At 37.8% G+C, this 21,314-nt stretch carries 9 protein-coding genes and 1 pseudogene; 6 read left to right on the forward strand and 4 right to left on the reverse strand.

The window, feature by feature from the left end; genetic code table 11:
* Nucleotides 1-72 precede the first annotated feature (72 nt).
* The 6 genes and pseudogenes from P2W65_RS15545 to P2W65_RS15570 all read left to right on the forward strand — a co-directional run bounded on the left by P2W65_RS15545 (nt 73) and on the right by P2W65_RS15570 (nt 6,521).
* A complete protein-coding gene (locus tag P2W65_RS15545; protein WP_289658849.1) occupies nt 73-1,881 on the forward strand; it encodes a glycoside hydrolase family 2 protein in 1,809 nt (602 codons plus the stop codon).
* A gap of 230 nt (nt 1,882-2,111) precedes the next feature.
* Nucleotides 2,112-3,134: a glycoside hydrolase family 43 protein gene (locus P2W65_RS15550; protein ID WP_289658851.1), complete on the forward strand. Its 1,023-nt coding sequence runs from the start codon at nt 2,112-2,114 to the stop codon at nt 3,132-3,134.
* A gap of 24 nt (nt 3,135-3,158) precedes the next feature.
* A pseudogene (locus tag P2W65_RS15555) lies at nt 3,159-4,340 on the forward strand (aldose epimerase family protein).
* A gap of 201 nt (nt 4,341-4,541) precedes the next feature.
* Entirely contained in the window at nt 4,542-5,525 is a 984-nt protein-coding gene (locus P2W65_RS15560) for a glycoside hydrolase family 43 protein (RefSeq protein WP_289666198.1), read from the forward strand.
* A 148-nt stretch (nt 5,526-5,673) separates the two neighbouring features.
* Nucleotides 5,674-6,087 (forward strand): 3-hydroxyacyl-ACP dehydratase FabZ family protein, encoded by a 414-nt coding sequence (locus P2W65_RS15565; protein ID WP_179003502.1) that lies wholly within the window; start codon nt 5,674-5,676, stop codon nt 6,085-6,087.
* Nucleotides 6,088-6,095: 8 nt separating this feature from the next.
* Complete coding sequence (locus tag P2W65_RS15570) at nt 6,096-6,521, forward strand: MgtC/SapB family protein (protein WP_289658854.1); 426 nt, start codon at nt 6,096-6,098, stop codon at nt 6,519-6,521.
* 141 nt (nt 6,522-6,662) lie between these two features.
* Here P2W65_RS15570 and P2W65_RS15575 read toward each other — a convergent pair whose 3' ends face one another.
* The 4 genes from P2W65_RS15575 to P2W65_RS15590 are packed head-to-tail and all read right to left on the reverse strand — an operon-like array spanning nt 6,663 to nt 21,158.
* Complete coding sequence (locus P2W65_RS15575) at nt 6,663-8,090, reverse strand: OmpA family protein (protein ID WP_289658856.1); 1,428 nt, start codon at nt 8,088-8,090, stop codon at nt 6,663-6,665.
* A 12-nt stretch (nt 8,091-8,102) separates the two neighbouring features.
* Nucleotides 8,103-8,591: a tetratricopeptide repeat protein gene (locus P2W65_RS15580; protein WP_289658858.1), complete on the reverse strand. Its 489-nt coding sequence runs from the start codon at nt 8,589-8,591 to the stop codon at nt 8,103-8,105.
* Between the two features lie 12 nt (nt 8,592-8,603).
* A complete protein-coding gene (locus P2W65_RS15585; protein ID WP_289658860.1) occupies nt 8,604-9,527 on the reverse strand; it encodes a PorP/SprF family type IX secretion system membrane protein in 924 nt (307 codons plus the stop codon).
* A 54-nt stretch (nt 9,528-9,581) separates the two neighbouring features.
* On the reverse strand, nt 9,582-21,158 hold the full coding sequence (locus P2W65_RS15590) for a PKD domain-containing protein (protein ID WP_289658862.1): 11,577 nt from the start codon (nt 21,156-21,158) through the stop codon (nt 9,582-9,584).
* Between the last annotated feature and the right edge of the window lie 156 nt (nt 21,159-21,314).

The following is a 21,314-nucleotide window of genomic DNA, read 5'->3' on the forward strand; positions in this document are numbered from 1 at the left end:
GTAATTCAATTTTAGTTTAGAAAACACGATGGCATTTTTTTAATTGAAAATTGCCTCAAATATATATACAGCATGAAAAGAAAAAGTATCGTTTTTATCGCTTTATTATCTGTTTTGATGGTAAATGCGCAATGGAAACCTCAAGGCGACAAAATCAAGACCAAATGGGCAGAACAGGTGGATCCAAATAAAACATTGCCGGAATACCCCCGTCCGATTATGGAGCGTAGCCAATGGAAAAATCTGAATGGTTTATGGAATTACAGCATTCAAGAATTTGGAAAAGCCACGCCTTCAAAATATGATGGGCAAATTTTGGTTCCGTTTGCCACCGAATCAAGCTTGTCTGGAGTGATGAAAGAGGTGGGAGCTAAAAACGAACTTTGGTATGAAACCAATTTTTCAATTGAATCAGGATGGAATGGCAAAAACATTCTGTTGCATTTTGGTGCTGTAGATTGGAAAACAGAGGTTTTTGTGAATGATGTAAAAGTAGGATCGCATACGGGAGGTTATACGCCGTTTTCATTTGATATTACGCCATTCATTCAAAAAGGAAAAAATCAAAAATTGGTTGTAAAAGTTTGGGATCCATCCAATGACGGACCACAGCCAAGAGGTAAGCAAGTTAAAAATCCAGAAGGAATCTGGTACACACCTGTTACTGGAATCTGGCAGACGGTTTGGATTGAACCGGTAAACGCTAAACACATTACAGCTTTAAAAACTACTCCAAACATCGATCAAAACACCATCAGCATCAAAGCTGAGGTAAATGGATCAGAAAAGGGAGATGTGGTTGAAATAGCTGTTTTTGATAACGGAAAAGAAATCGCGAAAGAAAAAGCAGTAATTGGAGAAAGTAATGATATTGTCTTAAATTCTTCAAAATTATGGTCGCCAGAAAATCCGTTTTTGTATCAGACTAAAATTCGCTTAATCAGCAAAAATAAAGTGGTTGATGAGGTAAAGAGTTATTTTGCGATGCGTAAAATTTCTTCTAAAAGAGATGAAAACGGTATTTTGAGAATGCAGCTAAACAACAAAGATTATTTTCAATACGGACCTTTAGACCAAGGCTGGTGGCCAGATGGATTGTACACTGCTCCAACTGACGAAGCTTTGAAATACGACATCATAAAAACAAAAGAATTAGGTTTTAATATGATTCGTAAACACGTAAAAGTAGAGCCGGAACGCTGGTATACGCATTGTGATCAGCTGGGAATTCTGGTTTGGCAGGATATGCCAAGCGGGGACGAGCAGCCAATCTGGCAAAACAGAAAATATTTTGATGCAACAGAGTTGCAACGTTCTGCAAAGTCCGAAGAAATCTATAGAAAAGAATGGAGAGAGATTATGGATCATTTGTATTCTTATCCAAGTATTGTGGTTTGGGTTCCGTTTAACGAAGCCTGGGGACAATTTAAAACGGTTGAAATTACAGAATGGACAAAGAACCATGATTCAACCCGTTTGATTAATTCTGCTAGTGGAGGAAATCATTTTCAAACTGGCGATATTTTGGATTTGCATAATTACCCAGGGCCAGAAATGTATTTGTATGATGCAAGAAGAGTTACAGTGCTGGGAGAATACGGCGGAATCGGTTTGCCTCTCGAAGGACATCTTTGGAGAGCAAATGACAACTGGGGTTACATTAAATTTAAAAATGCAGGTGAAGTTACCACCGAATACATAAAGTACGCGGAAATGCTTCGAAAATACGTTAAAACGGGATTCTCTGCAGCGGTCTACACTCAAACAACCGATGTTGAAGGCGAAGTAAACGGTTTTATGACTTACGATCGAAAAGTTGACAAGATGGATTTTAAGGCGGTTAATAAGATTAATACGGAGGTTATTAATGCTTTGAATTAGAAAATATTTTTTTAAACACATAGAAGCATAGACTTTTTTGATTGAAAGAGGAAGAAGAAGAAACTAGTTTCCACACATAGTTTACGCAGTTTGTCATTCCTCGCTCCTCGGAATGACAAAACTGGATGTATTCTATGTTTATTTAAATTAAGTGAAACGCCTTTTTAAGACAAAGCAATACTATGTTTCTATGTGTTTAAAAAACCACGCCCAACAAAAAAAAATAAAAAATGAAAAAATACCTATTTCTTTTCCTGTTCACGACAATAAGTTTTGCGCAGCAAAAAACATTCACAAACCCAATACTGCCGGCAGGAGCAGATCCTTACAGCACGTATTACAAAGGTTATTATTACTATACCAACACCTTAGGAAATAAACTGGTTTTGTGGAAAACAAAAGACTTGTCGGATATTAAAAATGCTGAAAGTAAAGTAATCTGGACACCACCTAAAAACACTAATTATTCGGCAGAAATCTGGGCTCCGGAGTTTCATATCATTAACGGGAAATGGTATTGTTATTTCGCTGCAGATAACGGCGATAACAACAATCACAGAATGTATGTTTTGGAGAATAAATCCTCAGATCCGTTTAAAGGGAATTTTGAATTTAAAGGCAAAATCGCAGCTAAAACCGATAAGTGGGCAATTGACGGAAATGTGTTTGAACATAAAAAACAATTGTACATGATTTGGGCAGGCTGGGAAGGAGATACCAACGGTCAGCAGAATATTTATATCGCTAAAATGAAGAACCCTTTAGAAATTGATGGTGACAGGGTTATGATTGCTGCACCAACTTACGACTGGGAAATACATGGTGCCTTGCACGACGATGTGAATCCGCCACAGGTAAATGTGAATGAAGGGCCCCAGTTTTTGGAAAGAAACGGTAAAATTTTCATTGTGTTTTCGGCAAGCGGCTGCTGGACCGATTTCTATGCTTTGGGATTGTTGGCTTTTAATGGTGGAGATAATCTGCTTGATCCAAATGCTTGGAAAAAATCTCCTGAACCTATCTTCAAACAATCGGAAAAAAATAAAGTTTATGCGCCGGGGCATAATTCATTCTTTAAATCTCCAGACGGAAAGGAAGACTGGATTTTATACCACGCCAATTCCAATCCAGGAGAGGGATGTGGAAATAAGAGATCGCCAAGGATGCAGAAAATAAGCTGGGATGCTAATGGATATCCAGTTTTAGGTGAGCCAGTGAGTGAAGAAACCAAGCTCGCAATTCCGTCAAAATAATAACAAAATTTTAAAATTTGATAAATGAAAAATATTCAGATTACTGCGGTTTTAATATTGGCACTTTTGCAATTCAATTGTAAAGACAATAAAAAAGAAAATTCAGTTTCAAAAGACACCACTGAAATTGCTGCAGATTCGGTAAAAACAGTTTTAGAAACTAAAAAATTCGATACTATCATCGACGGTAAAAAAGTGGGTTTGTATTGGATTGAAAACAAAGGGATAAAAGCTGCGTTTACCAACTATGGCGGGCGATTAGTAGGTTTATGGGTTAATGATAAAAACGGAAAACCAACTGATGTCGTGGTTGGAATGAACAGTGTAAAAGGCTTTAAAACTTCAACTGAGCCGTATTTTGGTGCTACAATTGGAAGAGTAGGCAACAGAGTTGCATTAGGTAAATTTACACTGGAAGGAAAGCAATATCAAATTCCGTTAAACAACGGGAAAAATGCTTTACATGGTGGTGTCAAAGGCTTTCAGGATGTAGTCTGGAATGCCGAAAAGACAAACGAAAATACTTTGGTTTTTACCTATCTTTCGCCAGACGGTGAGCAAGGTTTTCCTGGGAATTTAAATGTAAAAGTAACTTATACACTTACCGACGATAATGCCGTAAGAATGGAATATGAAGCGACAACGGATAAAACCACCATTGTCAACTTAACTAATCATGCCTTTTTTAATTTAAACGGAGAAGGAAGCGGCACGATTTTAAATCACGAATTACAGATTTACGGAGATAAATTTACGCCAGTAGACGAAGGTTTGATTCCGACAGGAGAACTAAAATCTGTGAAAAATACACCTTTTGATTTTACTTCAAAACATACCATTGGTGAAAGAATCGAAACCAAAGACGAACAATTGAAATTTGGGAAGGGTTACGATCATAATTATGTTCTCAATACTGCTAAAAAAGATGGTTTTGTTCATGCAGCAACAATAAAAGGAGATATTTCATGTGTTACTTTAGATGTTTATACATAAGAAATTGGTTTACAGTTTTATAGCGGTAATTTTATGCAGGGTAAAAACACCTTTAAATCAGGTGCAAAAGACGATTTTAGGACTGCCTTTGCTCTTGAAACACAACATTTTCCAGATGCTCCAAACCAGCCAAAATTTGCTCCAATAACGTTAAAAGCAGGAGAGAAGTATCATACAGCTTCTTTGTATCAATTTTCAGCTGAAAAGTTATAAGTTTTAAGTTAAAAAGTTACAAGTAGAGAACCGTTTTTTGTAGAAGATTTTAGCACTTCTTTTTTACAAAATTAAAATAGGTTTTTTGAGTAAAATAGCTATTTTTTGCCTGAATTTCTATTATAGAGGTTTTCTATAGTTTCTATTTAACTATTTGATATTTAGTTTTTAAATAAAGTTAATTAAATAAAAAGTTTAATGATGATTATGAAAAAATATTTTAGCTTATTTGCACTATTTTGTGTCTTTTTTTGCTGTTCTCAAGAGAAAGAAACGGGCAAAAAAACGGCTCAAAAAGAATCTCCGATTTTGTTGGCTGATCCGACTATTTTTTTTGATAATGGAGTTTATTATTTGTATGGAACTACAACTGGAGAAACGCCGCTAAATGGAGAAGGTTTTATGGTGTACACTTCAACCGATCTTAAAAAATGGAATGGCCCTGCTGGTGCAAAAAATGGTTTAGCGCTTAAAAAAGGAGATGCTTTTGGAACAAAAGGTTTTTGGGCACCGCAGGTTTTTAAACACGAAAACAAATTCTACATGATTTATACCGCTGATGAGAATATTGCCATCGCAAGCAGTGAAAATCCAATCGGGCCATTTAAAAGCGATTCTAAGGCTCCAATGTTTAATTTGGGGAATCAGATCGATCCGTTTGTTTTTGTTGATGAAAACGGCGGAAAATACCTTTATTATGTACGTTTGACCAATGGCAACCGAATTTTTGTTGCAGAATTGAAAGATGATCTTTCGGGAATCAAAGAAGAAACGCTGAAAGAATGTATTTCAGGAATTCTGCCATGGGAAAATACGCAGAATGTTTCTTGGCCAGTTACAGAAGGCCCAACAGTGCTAAAACATAACGATTTGTATTATATGATTTATTCTGCCAATGATTTTAGAAACCCAGATTATGCAGTAGGTTATGCAACGGCTAAAAGTCCTTACGGCCCTTGGGTGAAAGCAACAGATAGTCCAATCATTAGTAAGAAAGAAGTTGGAATTAATGGAGCTGGTCATGGTGATGTTTTTTATGATAAGAAAGGAAAAATGAAATATGTGCTGCATACTCATTTTAGCGATAGCGGTGTTTCGCCAAGGAAAGCAGGAATTATTGATATTGATTTTGAAGGAACTAAAATCAAAGCAAACGCTAAAAGTTTTGTTTTACTGAACGAATAAAAAGCTTTGTGATTTTAGAGTTAATAACGTGAAAAGAGATGCCAATAGCATCTCTTTTTTAATGGAAATTGATAGTCATTCAGCAGAGATCGAATATTAGTATTGTCTATCTCGGCTCAGATTCGTACATTGTTCAAAAATAAAAATCATGAGTCAGAAGATAGAAGATTTAATTCCGCACAGAGCCCCATTTTTGTTTGTGGATGAAATTATCTCGTATACAACCGAAACAATCGTTGGTTTAAAGACCTTTACAGAAAAAGATGTTTGGCTTCAGGGCAGTTTTCCGGAATTAAGTTTTGTTCCAGGAACCATTTTAATTGAAGCTATGGCACAAGTCGGTGGCGCAGGAGTGAAGCTTTTGGGTGTTGCTGACGGCGTTTTTGGATTGGTAAGTTTAGACAATGTAGAGTTTTTTGCTGGCGTAGAATTCAAAAAACTAGTAAAGTTTGTCGTGAAGAACATTCGCTTAAGCGAAAAAATTATCAAACAAGCTGGAGAAGCTTTTGTTGATGATAAATTGGTTTTAAAGGGCGAATGGCTGTGTGTTAAACTTCAATAAGTAGAAAATTGAGTACGATCGAATTCTTAACGCGTCTTGTAGTAGCAGCAATTGCAGGACTGATTATTGGTTTTGAAAGACAATGGCATCATAAAGAGACAGGATTAAAAACCAATACACTTGTGGCAATTGGTGCTGCAGCTTTTGTTTTGCTATCGATTAAAGTAGCAGAAACAGAAGCCAATATTGACGTAACCCGTATTACTGCCCAAGTAGTAATGGGAGTTGGGTTTTTAGGTGCTGGAGTTATCTTTCGCGAAGGCGATAATGTTCATGGATTAAATTCAGCAGCGACAATTTGGTGCAGTGCCGCGATTGGAAGTATTGCGGCTTCAGGTTATTTTCTCGAAGCTTTGCTGTGTACGCTTTTAGTAATTTTAATTAATACCGCTATTGAACCTATTGAGAAATGGCTGAAAAATAGAAAAGATTAAAATTTAAATTGCTTCGCCCGTTCGCTATCGCTCGGGTCCAAATTCCAATTTGCTTCACTTGATTCAAATTCTAAAATATAAATCTCAAATCCTAAACGCACGTTTAGAATCTCAAATCTGAACTCTAAAAATTTAAAAAGTCTACATTTTAGTGATAATGAATTCGCTTCTTCGGTTCATTTGGTGCTGTGCATCGGTACATGGAACTCCATTTGAGCAATTATTGATTAATTGTGTTTCTCCGTAACCAATCGCACTTTCGATTCTTTCTGGTGCTACTCCCTGAGAAATCAGATAATCTCTTGTAGCTTTTGCTCTTCTGTCAGATAGTTCTAAGTTGTATTGATCATTGGCGCGGGAATCGGTATGTGATTCGATTTTAATGACAATATTGTTATACTGATGCATCAAGAGAACGACTTTATTTAATTCTATTGCAGCATCATAACGAATGTTAGATTTGTCTAAATCAAAAAAGATGATACCGATTTTTATTTTTAAAACACCATTTTCACGGGCGATTAATGCAGGATCTAAACCAATAAGAGCTTCGGTTTTTCCTGAATTGTTTGCTGTTATAATTGCCTTGATATTGTTATTGTAATTCTCTTTTGAAACTTCAATTGTATAATCGGTATTACAATTAACATTATTATTGAAATCATATTTTCCGTCCAGCTGAGAAACGGTTTCAGCAATTTTGATACCGTTTGCATTTTTTAGCGTTACCATAGCTCCTGCGATTCTATTGTTTGAAATCGCATCAAAAACATAACCGCTAATGGCTTGGTTGCAGGAACGTTCAAAAGAGTAAATATCATCATCACCTTTTCCTGTTTTTCTGTTAGAACATACAAAACCTTTATTGGTCGTTTCGTTCACAATGTAACCAAAATCATCTCGATTACTGTTTAATGGTGCGCCAAGATTGTCAGGAGTATCAAAAAAAACATTATTTATTCGGCTTTCAAAAACATCTAAACCTCCTAAGCCTAAGAATCCGTCAGAAGAAAAATAGAGTGCCTGATCTGTAATGTAGGGAAACATTTCACGGCCGGTTGTATTTATTTTCTCGCCCAAATTTTTAGGTTCAGAAAATTGATTATTACCTAAAATATCCACTACGAAAATATCTGTTGAACCAATCGTGCCAGGCATATCAGAAACAAAATAAAGCCTCTTACCATCTTTGCTTACGGAAGGATGTCCAACGGAATAATTATCGCTGTTAAAAGGCAGTTCTTTTATATCTTTCCATGAAACCGTGCCGTTGCTGTTCTCTGTAGCTGTAGCAGAAAAGATTTTGAGATTATTAATGCCTTTGCTGTCGCGTTTTAGTTTGCCGTTATAGTTATTTCGGGTAAAATAAATGGTTTTTTCGTCGGGAGAAAAGGCAATGCAGGCTTCATGATATTTTGTGGTTATGTCTTTCCCAAAACGCTCTTTAAAAGTAACATTAGACTGGGTTTCGCTAATTTTTCCCAATTGCATATTTAAGTATGGCTGATCGTTCCATCCGTATTTGTCTGTTTTTAAATAAGAAGAATCAATGGTTGTGGAATAAACCAAATCGCCTTTGTATTACATTGGGCCAAAATCGGAATACGCCGAATTAATATCTAGATTTTCTAGCAGAAAAGATGGTTTTATGTTTTCAATATCTTCCAGTGTTACGTTTTTTAATGAGAAGTTCTTGGCTCTGGCATCGGTTGATTTTTGTTTCTCGGCGAAAGCCTTCATCCATTTTTTTGCCAGTTCATAATTTTGAATTCCCTGTAAGGATTGTGCATAACGGAATAGATATTCAGCAGAAACCTCATTTGGGTATTCTGAAATTAGTTTTCCATACCATTTTGAAGCACTTGACATTCTGGTATTGAAATAATAAGCATCTCCAAGTTTTTGAAGTATTTCTTTTGAAGCATCTCCATTGTTTATAGAAAGTTCATACGATTTGGCAGCCTCAACATAATACATCTTATCAAAAAGAGCATCGGCAGTTTTGTTCTTGGTCTGAGAATAAGTCAGCTGTATGACCAATAATGCGAGTATAGTAATTGTTCTTTTCATAGAATGTCCATATTAAAAGAATCTGGGTGATTTAAGTCCTTTTTTGCGTGAAACCAGTTCAAAGCGAAGCATAATTTCATGCGTACCACTGTTGTAATTCTGCAATGCGGTTGTGGTGTAATCGTAAGCATAACCAGCCATAATCATTGGTGTAATCTGGATGCCAACCAACCCGCTTACAGAATCCGATGTCCGATAAGAAACACCAAGTGTCAGAGCATTATTAAACATAAAATTGGCTGAAAAATCGGCAATAATAGGAGCACCGGCAACATATTTTACTAAAACAGCGGGTTTGAACTTGGTATGTGCTGAAAGATCAAACACAATACCGCCAATAAGATATAAGTGCATCCTTTCGTTAACAAGATCATCGGCAATGTCGTCATAAGTATATCGCTCTCGGGTCATAAAATTAGGAATCGAAAGTCCGATATAATCTCTTTCTCCATGCCAGTATAATCCAGCACCCACAACGGGAAGAAATTTATTGGTTATGTTTTCACGGAATTGCACATCGGGATCTTTATGGCTTCCTTTAGACCAATCGATATTGATAACACGTCCGCCTCCTTTTATTCCGAAAGAGAGTTTGTGTGATTCACCAGATTTAATGGTATAAGAGAAATTAGCATCTAAATATTGTTCTTCGGTTGGACCAATTTCTTCGTTTACAATCGAAATTCCAAGACCTACATTTTTCCCAACAGGTGTATCCAGTGTAAAACTTTGTGTGTCTGGCGCGCCTTCAATACCAACCCATTGTGTTCTGTAAATTCCGGTTATGGCTAAATGTCCCAGCGAACCTGCGTAGGCAGAATTCACCGTGAGCGTATTGTACATGTACTGCGTATATTGTGGATCTTGCTGTGCAAAGGCTCCATATACTGAGAATAGAGTTAGTAGTGCGAAAACCTTTTTTATATTTTTAATCATAGCCAATTTATTTTGGTTAATCCTATTCTTAAATTTTTGTTTTTCCTGATGATTTTATTTTAGATAAACCCATCCAGATGTTTTTTTAGATCCATCTCCTAAATCAAGAATAAAGAAATAGGTGCCTTCTGGAAGTGTTTTGGCAGAACCGTCTGCTTTTCCATCCCAAGTATTGTTATAGCCTTTTTTGTAATACACCAGATTCCCCCAACGATTAAAGATCTCCAACTGATTGTTTGGATATCTGTCGATACAATCAATGTAGAAGAAGTCGTTTGTACCATCATCATTTGGCGAGAACTCATTGTAAATTTTCAGACAGTTTGGTGAAACTGTTGCGCTGTCTTGATTATTTGCCGAATTGGTGTCAATCTGATCCAGTTTTGTTAAATGTGCTGTATTTAAATAATCATTAAAATCAACCACTTTTACGACAATCGTTAGTGTTTGTAGAGTACCGCTATTAATTGATGGAATATTCCACATACCAGTTTTAGGATCATAAGTTCCTGAGCTTACGGTTGAACTGATAAATGAATATCCTTTTGGAAGTAAGTCTTGAACTTCTACATGAGTTGCAGTTATATTGCCAAGGTTTTCTGCTATTACTGTAAAGGTTATCTGAGTATCCATAGGAACATCTGCTTGATCTACTTCTTTTTTAATGGCTATATCAGTAGAAGGAATGTTGATAAATTCAGAATCTTCGTCGTCTTCGCTTTGATCGCCATTGTCATTGTTTGGTTTACTGTCTGGATCAAAATGATCGCTGGCTGTTACTTGTGCAATGTTGATATAATCCTCGCTTTCAAGCCCGAACGGATTCGCCACTGTTACCTGATAGGTTAAAGTAATGCCTCCGACAGGAACTGTCAGATTAACCCATCTTATTCTGTTATTGCTAAAAATACCGCCATTGTTAATATTGGAAATGTTTTTATAACCAAGTGGTATGATATCTTCTACTGCAACTCCAGTCGCTGTACTCGGCCCTTCATTATTCAGCTGTAAGGTAAATGTTACTACCTCATTTACATTTGCGTTTTTATTACTGACTGTTTTTTCTAAGCTTAAATCAGCCACAGCTACTTTGATTTGTAAGCTATCATAATCATCTTCCGTTGTAACACCATTATTTGGAGTAGAGTCAGGATCAGGAAGATTACTAGCAATGACTTCAGTTGTGTTGGTGTATTCATTTATCGCTCCCGATGGAGGATTAACTCGTGTATAAATATCCAGAGATTGGTCAGTTCCTGCGGCAACATCTCCAGCATTCCAAATTCCGGTAACATAATTGTATAAACCACTTGTTGGACTGCTGGTTAAATAGGTAAATCCAGGTGGCAGTAAATCCTTAACCATGACACCGCTAGCATCAGCAGGCCCGTCATTAGTAACTGTAACAGTAAAAATAACGGTTGAACCAACATCGTGAATAGCGGTTTCGTTGAGTGCTGTTTTTTTAATAGATAAATCTGCCATTACAATTACAGGTGTTACAGAGATGCTGTCGTAATCATCTTCCGTAGTGATGCCGTTGCCGGGTGTACTATCAGGGTCAAATTCATCAGATGTCATAATTTCGGCAATGTTCAGATATTCATTTGCAGCACCAGTCGGACTTTTTACATTAACGTTTAGTAATAAAGTATGACTGTTTCCTGGCAGAATAATTCCTGGATTCCATTCGCCGGTGGTACGATCATAAGCTCCAGAAGTCGAATTGTAAAATATATAATCATATCCAGAAGGAAGTATATCTCTTACGGTAACTCCTGTAGCAATACTAGGTCCTGAGTTGGTTACGGTAATCGAGAACGTAATTTGTGATCCTACATTTGGCGTAAGAATGTTATTAATTACTCTTTTCTCAATCGAAAGGTCTGCTACAGCTGGAACTGGATTTAGTAGTACAGAACTGATGTCATCTTCGCCACTGGCACCATTATTTGGTGTTGAATCGGGATCTAATTCATTGGAGGCATACACTTCGGCAATATTTTGATAGACACCGGTAGTATTCACTTTTGCAGAGATCAGTAAAGATTCAGAACTTCCGTTTGGAATCGATCCAATATCCCAGATTCCAGTGGTGTTAAAATACTGTCCGGCAGTTGAACTGTAAACGATATATTCATAACCGCTTGGTAAAAGATCTTTTACTTGGACTCCAGTTGCAGTTTGTGGCCCGCTGTTATTTACTGTTATTTCAAAAGTAATAGTTGCTCCAAATATCGGACTTAAATTACCTCCAACAACGGCTTTAGTAAGCGATAAATCGGCCATAGGAACGACAGGCGTAGTTATAGAACTTGCATAATCATCTTCTGTAGTAACTCCATTATTTGGTATTGAATTTGGATCAGGAAGACTGCTGGAAGTAATTTCGGTTGTATTTAAATAATTACCAGTTGCGTTTACAGTAGCAGTTAATTGTAATGTCTGAGAATCTCCGTTAACTAAAGAACCAATATTCCATTTTCCTGTAGTATTGTTATACGTGCCTTTTGTAGAAGTAAAACTGCTAAAAGTATAACCAGAAGGGAGTAAATCTGTAACTTCAACTCCAGTAGCATTTTGCGGACCTTTGTTGGTTAACACTATTTCAAAAGTTACAGAAGACCCAATTAACGGAGTAGGATTATTAACGGTTTTAGTTAAAGATAAATCTGCCGATTGTCCTAAAGGAGCAGTTGTAGCTGTTCCATAATCATTTTCAGTAGAAACTCCGTTGTTTGGAGTTGAATTTGGATCTGGCAGATTACTTGCTGTAACTTCAGCAATGTTTTCATAATTCCCTGTTGGATTTACGATCGCTGTGATTCTTAAAACTTGAGAATCTCCATTTAGAAATGAACCAATTGTCCATTTTCCAGTTGTGGCATTATAAACACCTTTTGTAACGCTGTAATTTAAGAAAGTATATCCAGATGGAAGTAAATCGGTTACTTCAACTCCAGTTGTATTTTGTGGACCGTTATTGGTTGCAATCACTTCGAAAATAACTGGAGAACCAACTAGAGGTGTTGCATTGTTCACTGTTTTGGTTAAAGCTAAATCAGCAGCTTGTGCATTTGGAATAACAGTAGCTGTTGCATAATCATCTTCAGTTATAACACCATTATTTGGAGTTGAATCAGGATCAGGAAGTGCGCTTGCGGTTACTTCAGCAACGTTTACGTAATTTCCTGTCGGATTTACTACAGCTAGAATTTGCAGAGTTTCTGATTTTCCATTAACTAAGTTTCCAACAGTCCATAATCCTGTTATTGGATTGTAAGTTCCCGTAGAAATAGTAAAATTAGAATACGTATAACCATTTGGAAGCAGATCGGTAACGGTTACGCCTGAAGTATCCTGTGAACCATTATTCGTTACAACCACTTCAAAAGTAACCAAAGAACCTACTAATGGAGTAGCATTGTTGACTGTTTTAGTTAAAGATAAATCTGCGGATAGTGCTGTTGGCGTAATTATAGCAGTTGCATAATCATTTTCTGTTGGAACACCATTATTTGGAGTTGAGTTTGGATCAGGAAGATGGGCTGCAGTTACTTCGGCAATATTTAAATAGTCTCCTGTGGCATTTACAATGGCAGTAATTTGTAATGTTTCAGATTCTCCGTTGTCAAAATTACCAATATTCCATATCCCTGTTGTCGAATTGTAAGTTCCTGTTGAAACCGTGAAATTGTTGAAGGTATACCCTGAAGGCAATAAATCTGTTATTTGAACACCTGTATTATCTTGTGGACCATTATTAGTAACAACAACTTCAAAAGTTACGAGAGATCCGGTTAGAGGAGTGGTATTGTTCACTGTTTTGGTTAATGATAGGTCAGATGATTGTGCTGTCGGCGTTGTTGATACTGCTGCATAATCGTCTTCTGTAGTAGTTCCGTTATTCGGAGTTGAATCAGGGTCGGGCTGACTGCTGGCTGTGATTTCTGCACTATTAGTATAATTTCCTGTTGCATTGACTACAGCTGTGATTTGTAAAGTATGATTGGATGCAACAGGAATGTTTCCAACTGTCCAAATTCCGGTTACCGCATCATAACTTCCAGCTGTTGCCGTGTAAGACACATAAGTGTATCCGGTAGGAAGTAAATCAGTAACGGTAACATTATCTGTAGCCTGAGGTCCTGTATTGCTTACTTGAAGACTAAAAGTTACTTGTGAACCAACAAGTGGTGTGGCATTATTAACTGTTTTAGTTAACGATAAATCTGCTGCTGTTGAAATTGGCGTTGTTGATACTGCTGCATAATCGTCTTCTGTAGTAATTCCGTTATTCGGAGTTGAATCAGGGTCGGGCTGACTGCTGGCTGTGATTTCTGCACTATTAATATAATTTCCTGTTGCATTGACTAAAGCTGTTATTTGTAAAGTATGATTGGATGCAACAGGCATGTTTCCAACTGTCCAAAGTCCAGTTACAGCATCATAACTTCCGGCTGTTGCGGTGTAAGACACATAAGTGTATCCGGTAGGAAGTAAATCGGTTACTGCTACATTGTCTGTAGTTTGTGGTCCTGCATTGTTTACCTGAAGGTTGAAAATTACTTGCGAACCTACAATTGGAGTAGCATTATTTACTGATTTAGTTAAAGATAAATCTGCTGATGTTGCAATTGGTGTTGTTGTCGCTTCAGCATAATCGTCTTCCGTTGTAATTCCGTTATTTGGACTTGAATCGGGATCGGGCTGACTGCTGGCTGTGATTTCTGCGCTATTCGTATAATTTCCTGTTGCATTGACTAAAGCTGTGATTTGTAAAGTATAAGAATCCGATATCGGCATATTTCCAACATCCCAAAGTCCATTTGCAGGATCATAAGTTCCTGTTGTAGCACTATAGGAAACATAAGTATATCCGGAAGGCAGTAAATCGGTAACCGTAACTCCATTTGCTTCTTGTGGTCCGGAATTCGTTACCTGAATACTAAATGTTACTGAAGAACCCACAAGTGGAATAGGATTACTTACGGTTTTAGTCAACGATAAATCAGCCGATGTTGGAACCGGAACTGTCGTAGCTTCTGCATAATCGTCTTCTGTTGTGATTCCATTGTTTGGAGTAGAATCAGGATCAGGAAGATTAGCTGCTGTTATTTCGGCAGTATTAGTATAATTCCCCGTTGAATTTACTCTTGCTACAAGTTGAAGCGTTTCTGAATCTCCATTCACTAAATTGCCTACAGTCCATAAACCAGTTGCCGAATTATAAGTACCAGTTGAGGCAGTAAATCCAGCAAATGTATATCCTGATGGGAGTACATCTGTAACTTGAACTCCAAAGTTATCTTGTGGTCCATTATTGGTTACTACAATTTCAAAAGTAACAAGTGAACCAACTAAAGGAGTCGCATTATTGACTGTTTTGGTTAATGATAAATCAGAAGACTGTGAAATAGGAGTAGTGGAAGCAGTTCCATAATCATCTTCTGTCGGAACTCCATTATTGGGAGTAGAATCAGGATCAGGAGTATCACTATTGGTAACTTCAGCAATGTTCACGTAGTCTCCTGTTGGATTGACGATTGCATTAATCTGTAAGGTTTCAGATTCACTACTCTCTAATATATCCAATGTCCATAAACCTGTAGTGCTGTCATAAGTACCACTTGTTGCATTAAAACTGCTGAATGTATAACCAGAAGGCAGTAAATCGGTCACCTGTACAAGAGCAGCATCCTGCGGACCGCTGTTTGTTGTGATGATGGTAAAAGTTACTGTTGAACCAACTAAAGGTGTTGTATTGCTCACGATTTTAGTTAAAGATAAATCTGCTGAAGGAAGTATTGGTGTTACAGCTGCATTATCTTCATCATCTTCGCTTTGGTCTCCATCATCATTATTTGGTGTGCTATCAGGATCAGGAAGATTACTAGCTGTAACTTGAGCTATATTGAAATAATTTCCGGTAGGCAGTACTCTTGCATCTAAAATCAATGATTCTGAAACACCAACATCGACTGTACCTACATTCCAAATTCCTGTAGCACTATCATATAAGCCAGCAGATGAACTGTAATTTACATATTGAAAACCTGAAGGCAGTAAATCGGTTACTTGAACTCCTGTTGCATTGTTTGGACCATCATTTGAAATAACAAGTTCAAATGAAACTTGACTTCCAACAACAGGACTTGTATTGCCTGCAACCACATTTTTAACTAAAGATAAATCAGCAGATGGGCCAATAAAAATAATTTCGGCATCATCTTGATCATCTTCAGAAGCGATATTATTATTTGGTGTTGAATCTGGATCAGGCAGATCACTGGCGGTTATCTGTGCAATGTTCAGATAATTTCCTAGTGGATTGACAAGGGCACTGAAAGTTAGATTTACATTAGAATTGGCGGGCAGATATAAATCTTTCCATTCTAAAGCCGCAGTTGCAACTTGATAAGTACCTCCAGTTGAAACGGATCCTGGAATAAGGGTATATCCAACTGGAATTAAATCCTGTACATCAACCCCAGTTGCATTTCCAGGCCCTCTGTTCAGAACATTTATCGTAAAATCGACTTGTTGTCCCGCTGCTGCGGAAGTTGGAGTTACAGATTTGGTAAGCTCTAAATCGGCAGGTTTTAATGATACAGTGGCACTAGCCATGTCATCTTCAGGCAGTCCATTTCCAGGTGTACTGTCTGGATCTAGTTGGTGTGCAGTTTGTATTTCTGCGACATTAATATAATTGTTTCCTGTTGAAACGACGTTTACTTTAGCCGTAATCTGTAAAGCAAGCGAGTTTCCATTGTTCAGATTGCCGACATTCCAAATTCCAGTAGTATTATTATATTTTCCAGCACCGTTATCACTTACATACGTATATCCAGAAGGAAGTTGATCTGATACTGTAATTCCAGTAGCATTATTAGGCCCGCTATTGGTAACTCTAATAGTAAAAATTACATTATCGTTGATACTTACTGTTGCTGGTGAGACTGTTTTTTGTAAAGACAAATCGGCTACATCCAATATTATTGAAGCATCATCCTGATCGTCTTCAGTAGCTATATTGTTATTTGGTGTGCTGTCAGGATCAAATTGGTCGGAAGCAATTATTTCGGCATTATTTACATAAGATCCTGTAGCTTTTATAACCGCTTGAAAAGTGAGATTAACTCTCCCTCCAACAGGAACTGTAAGGTTGTTCCATGTTATAGTATTGTCTCCTAAATTATAAATTCCTGCAAGATTTACAGAACCTGGCACTATAGTATAACCAGAAGGAATATAATCTCGTACAGAAACGCCCGTAGCTGTAACGGTTCCGCCTAATGAATTATTATTAAAAATCTGAAGATTAAAAGTAACCGTATCTCCTGCGCTTCCCGTAACCGGAGTCACTGATTTGGTTAATTCAAGATCAGCTACTGATAGAATAGTTAAAGTCATTGTATCCGATGAAACTGCACAATTTCCATTGCTTACTGTCCACTCTAATACATATATTCCAGCAACTGTACCTGTCACGGCTGTAGTAGGAGAGGTGGCATCTGTAAAACCTACTATACTGGGGCCAGACACCTGAGTCCAAACACCTGTACCAACTGTTGGTATTGCTGCATTCATGTTGACAGGAGAGAACTGTGGAATAATCTGATTTGGACCTGCATTGGCAGTTGATGGTAAATCGTAAATAGTTACGATAACTCTATCTTCAGAAGTACAACCTGTCGTTTCAATTGTCCAGCTAAACTCATAAGTTCCAGCGACTAATTGTAACATTAATGAATTAGGATTGGTTGGTGACGCTATAGTAGCGGTATTAGGCCCAGAAATTTGAGTCCATGTTCCTGTGCCAATAACAGGGGTATTGGCTGCCATAGCTACTGAAGCCACATCACATAACTCCTGGTCTGGTCCTGCATTTGCAACAGTTGGAGGGTCGTCGTTAAAGGTTATATCGACAGTATCTGAAGAAGGCTGGCATAAGGATGGATTTGTAAATGGACCATTTGTTACTGTCCATGTTAAAGTATAGATTCCTAAAACGGTAATATTTGAAAGAGTGGTAGTAGGACTATTAGGACTGTCTATAATCGCCGCGGCTCCTGCAGGTTGATTGGTGATAGTCCATGTTCCAATACCAACTGTAGGAGGTACAGCGTTCGTCTGATAAGTGGTTTGGCAGGCTGCGGCATCATCTGGTCCTGCATTTGCAGTACTGGGAGCCTCATTCATTACAATTCGAACTACATCTGATAGTGTTCTGCAAGACTGATTTTCGAAAACCCATTCTAAAACATAAAGTCCGGGAACCGTCAAATTTGTAACAGTAGTCAAAGGAGCCGATGGAGTAGTGATAACCGCAACGCTTCCAGTAGGTTGAAATGCAAAACGCCATTCAGCTGTAGAAACATCTGGAGGGGGCATATTGCCCTGTAATGTAGCGATACCTCCAACATCAGAAATACATAATGTTTGATCTGGTCCTGCATCAGGATCAATACTTGCCCCGCTGAAAATCGTAATATTTACATTATCAGCTGAACCAGGACAACTACTGCCGTTAGGGAAAGTTGTAGAAGACGTGGTATAAGTAAAAACATAATCATTCCCTGGAACTACGGTTGCATTGGCAATATAGCTGTTAGGAGGTGATTGTGTTATGATAACATCAGCGGTATTTCCTGTAGTACTCGTAAGTGTCCATGTTCCGGTTGAGTTTTCATTTCCTTTAAGCTGAATACTGGTTACATCACAATAGGTTTGGTCTGCTCCTGCATTAGCAGTAGGACTAACTACGACAATCATGTCGTCAAAAGTACCTTGACATAAGAAAATACTTTTGGCGGTTATAGTCCATCTAAAAGTATAAGTGCCAGCTACAAGTCCGTTGATTACAGTATTTGGATTGGTAGGATCAACAATAGTTGGCTGATTAGGTGCTCCAGTTAAAACAGACCATTGACCTGTTTCGAAAAAACTGTCATAAATACTTCCTGCCATAGTTACACTAGTGTTATTACAGATATTTTGATCTGGACCAGCAACGGCTTGGTGAGGCGGAATTCCAATTGTTAAATTAATATCGTCAAAAGCTTCACCGCAGACTTCGGCATCAACAGTCCATCTAAAAATATAGTAACCACTATAAGTAAATGTGAATATGGCATTCGGATCGTGTATGTCACTGATGGTGTAACCACCTACACCAGAAATTCTTGTCCAGGTTCCTACGGCACCACTGCTTGTTGTTGCAGCCATTGTTATAGTATTACCACAGATTTCTTGATCTGGTCCAGCATTTGCGGCAGGAGGAGTGTTTGCAATAGTAACCGAAACCTGACTTGTATTTGGTGCGCAAAGCCTTGTTATTGTTTCTATGGACCAAGTAAAAACATAAGTTCCATTTCCTGGAACTGTGACTAAAGTATTTGGATCGCTCGTATCAGCAAAAACAACTCCGGTAGATGGAGTAACAGACCAAAGCCCTACTTCAAGTATGCCTGGGGTATTACCACTAAGATTGAAAGAGCTTGTTCCCGCTGGATAACAAGCATCTGGTCCAGCATCAGAGTTTGATGCGGCAGTTGAATTATTAGTAATAATGGTTACCGTATCAGAAACAGGATCACTGCAAGAAGGTCCGGGATGAAGATAAGAAACTGTCCATTGTAATTCATATTGAGCTGTATTGGATGTAAAACCTGTCGCTGTAGTATTTGGATCATTAACATTGGAAAAAGATATTGTGCTTGGACCAGAGACTTGGCTCCAAGTGCCAATTTCGCCGCTTTGCACAGGTACTGCATCAAGTATTACTTGAGTATTGGCACAAACAACCTGATTGGGTCCAGCATCAGGTGCTGCTAATGAACTTCCAGAAACATGAATTGTTACGGTGGAAACTGAAAAGCCACAGGTTGCACCGCCGCCTTTTGTTATATATTGAAAAACATAAGTTCCTGGGATAAGTCCTGTTACTTGTGTGTCTACAGCAAAATTATCTGTAATTACAGCGGTGTTTGGACCACTAAGCTGACTCCAAAAGTGCATGCCGTCGCCAGTTATAACACCTGAGAGCAATGTGCTTGTATCACCACAAGGCAGACTTATGTCGGATCCTGCATTTGAAGGAGTTGGATCACCAGAAACTAGAATATTTAGGGTATCAAATCCTTTATTACATCCAACAGGCGTGCCATTCTGACTTCGTATAAATTCAACTGTGTAATCTCCAGGCGCTGTAAGGGTTAAAGTTAATGAATTCCCTGCATCTTGTAAAGCAGTTGGAAAAGGCGCTAATGGAGAAGTAGATGGGCCATTAACAATCCGATATTGATTTACTCCCGTTCCCGTCACGGTAAGCGGAATTGTAAATACTGTGGCATCACAGCTTCCAACTATATCATTACCGTTATTGGCTACAATGGTTCTTGTTGGCCCGCTATACTGAACATTATAATCTTTAGTTAAAATACAGCCCGTATTACTATTGGTTAATGTATATCTAAAGGTGTAAGGGTCACCAGAATCTGAAATATTAGTAACTAAAGTAGTTGGGTTTGTTGGAGAAACAATCATAGCACCTGGATCTCCAGCTATTTGTGTCCATTGTACAGTTTCTCCTGCGTAAAGTGGTGTTTGAGCTACAAGAGTAACCTGTGTAATGGTATTATCACAAAAGAATATATCTTCATTACCACCTGGCAGTGTTGTTACATCTTGTGTTGCAGCCGGAACAATAATTGTTACTAGATCATTTCCAGAAGCACATGGACCAGTAACAGTCCATCTAAAAGTATAAGTACCTTGTACAAGATTAGAGACCTGTGTATTATTTGATCCAGGGCTTCCAATAGTCGGTGTATTAGGCCCGCTTACAAATGTCCATTGACCGCTTTGTCCGTTGAGACCACAGCCTCCATAAGTTCCAGTAAGATTGGTAGATTGTGTAGTAGTATAACAATTACTTAAGGTTTGATCAGAACCTGCTGAAACTGGAGTAACACCACCATAATTAGTGACAGTAATCTGAGAAGTAGTTCTACAGCGTTGCCCTGGAGCATATTCTGGTCCTTCAATAACCCATTGAAGTGTAGTAACTCCACAACTAGTTGAAGGAAGGTTTATGGTTGAGGTTGGTAAATTGGGAAAATTAATTACAACTCCCGCATTATTGGCGCCCACTATTTCCCAATGGCCTGTTTCTCCTGTATTTTGAGGCGCATTTGCAGTAATGGATAAGTTTCCGGAACTATTAGGGCAACTTGTAATGTTGCCTCCTGCATTCGCAATTGTAATGGGTTGTACATTTACAACTTTATCTTGATAAGCCAAAACTCCATCGCCACAGGTTGCGCTATATCTAAATATATAAGTATTTCCTCCTGTATAACCTGTTATAATAGTGCTAGGATTGTTTGGTGTATCAATAACTACTGCTGGGCCAGATATCTGAGTCCAAGAAACAGTTCCGATAATAGGAGAAGGAGTATTTCCGGTTAAAACCAAAGCATCGGTTTCGCAAATGGTGACATTAAGTACTCCAGCATTTACGGTACAATTTTGAGCATTTATTTTGCTATTTAAAAACAATAAAATAAATGCTAAAAAAAGTTTCTTGGAAAAATTACGAAAAGTCGAGGAAACGTAAAATTGAGCCATAAGCAATCAGAATAAAAAAGGCAGACTGATGAATTCGAAAACCACCTTATATTAATAAATTGGGTTATGTATTAATTCGGAGTGAGGTTAAGAAAAACTAATGGGGTACTTCAAAATTAATTAATGTAGGCTATAGGGTTATCTGTTTCGATGTTG

Origin of the sequence: Flavobacterium panacagri, from assembly GCF_030378165.1 — a bacterium.
Classification (GTDB): Bacteria; Bacteroidota; Bacteroidia; order Flavobacteriales; family Flavobacteriaceae; genus Flavobacterium; species Flavobacterium panacagri.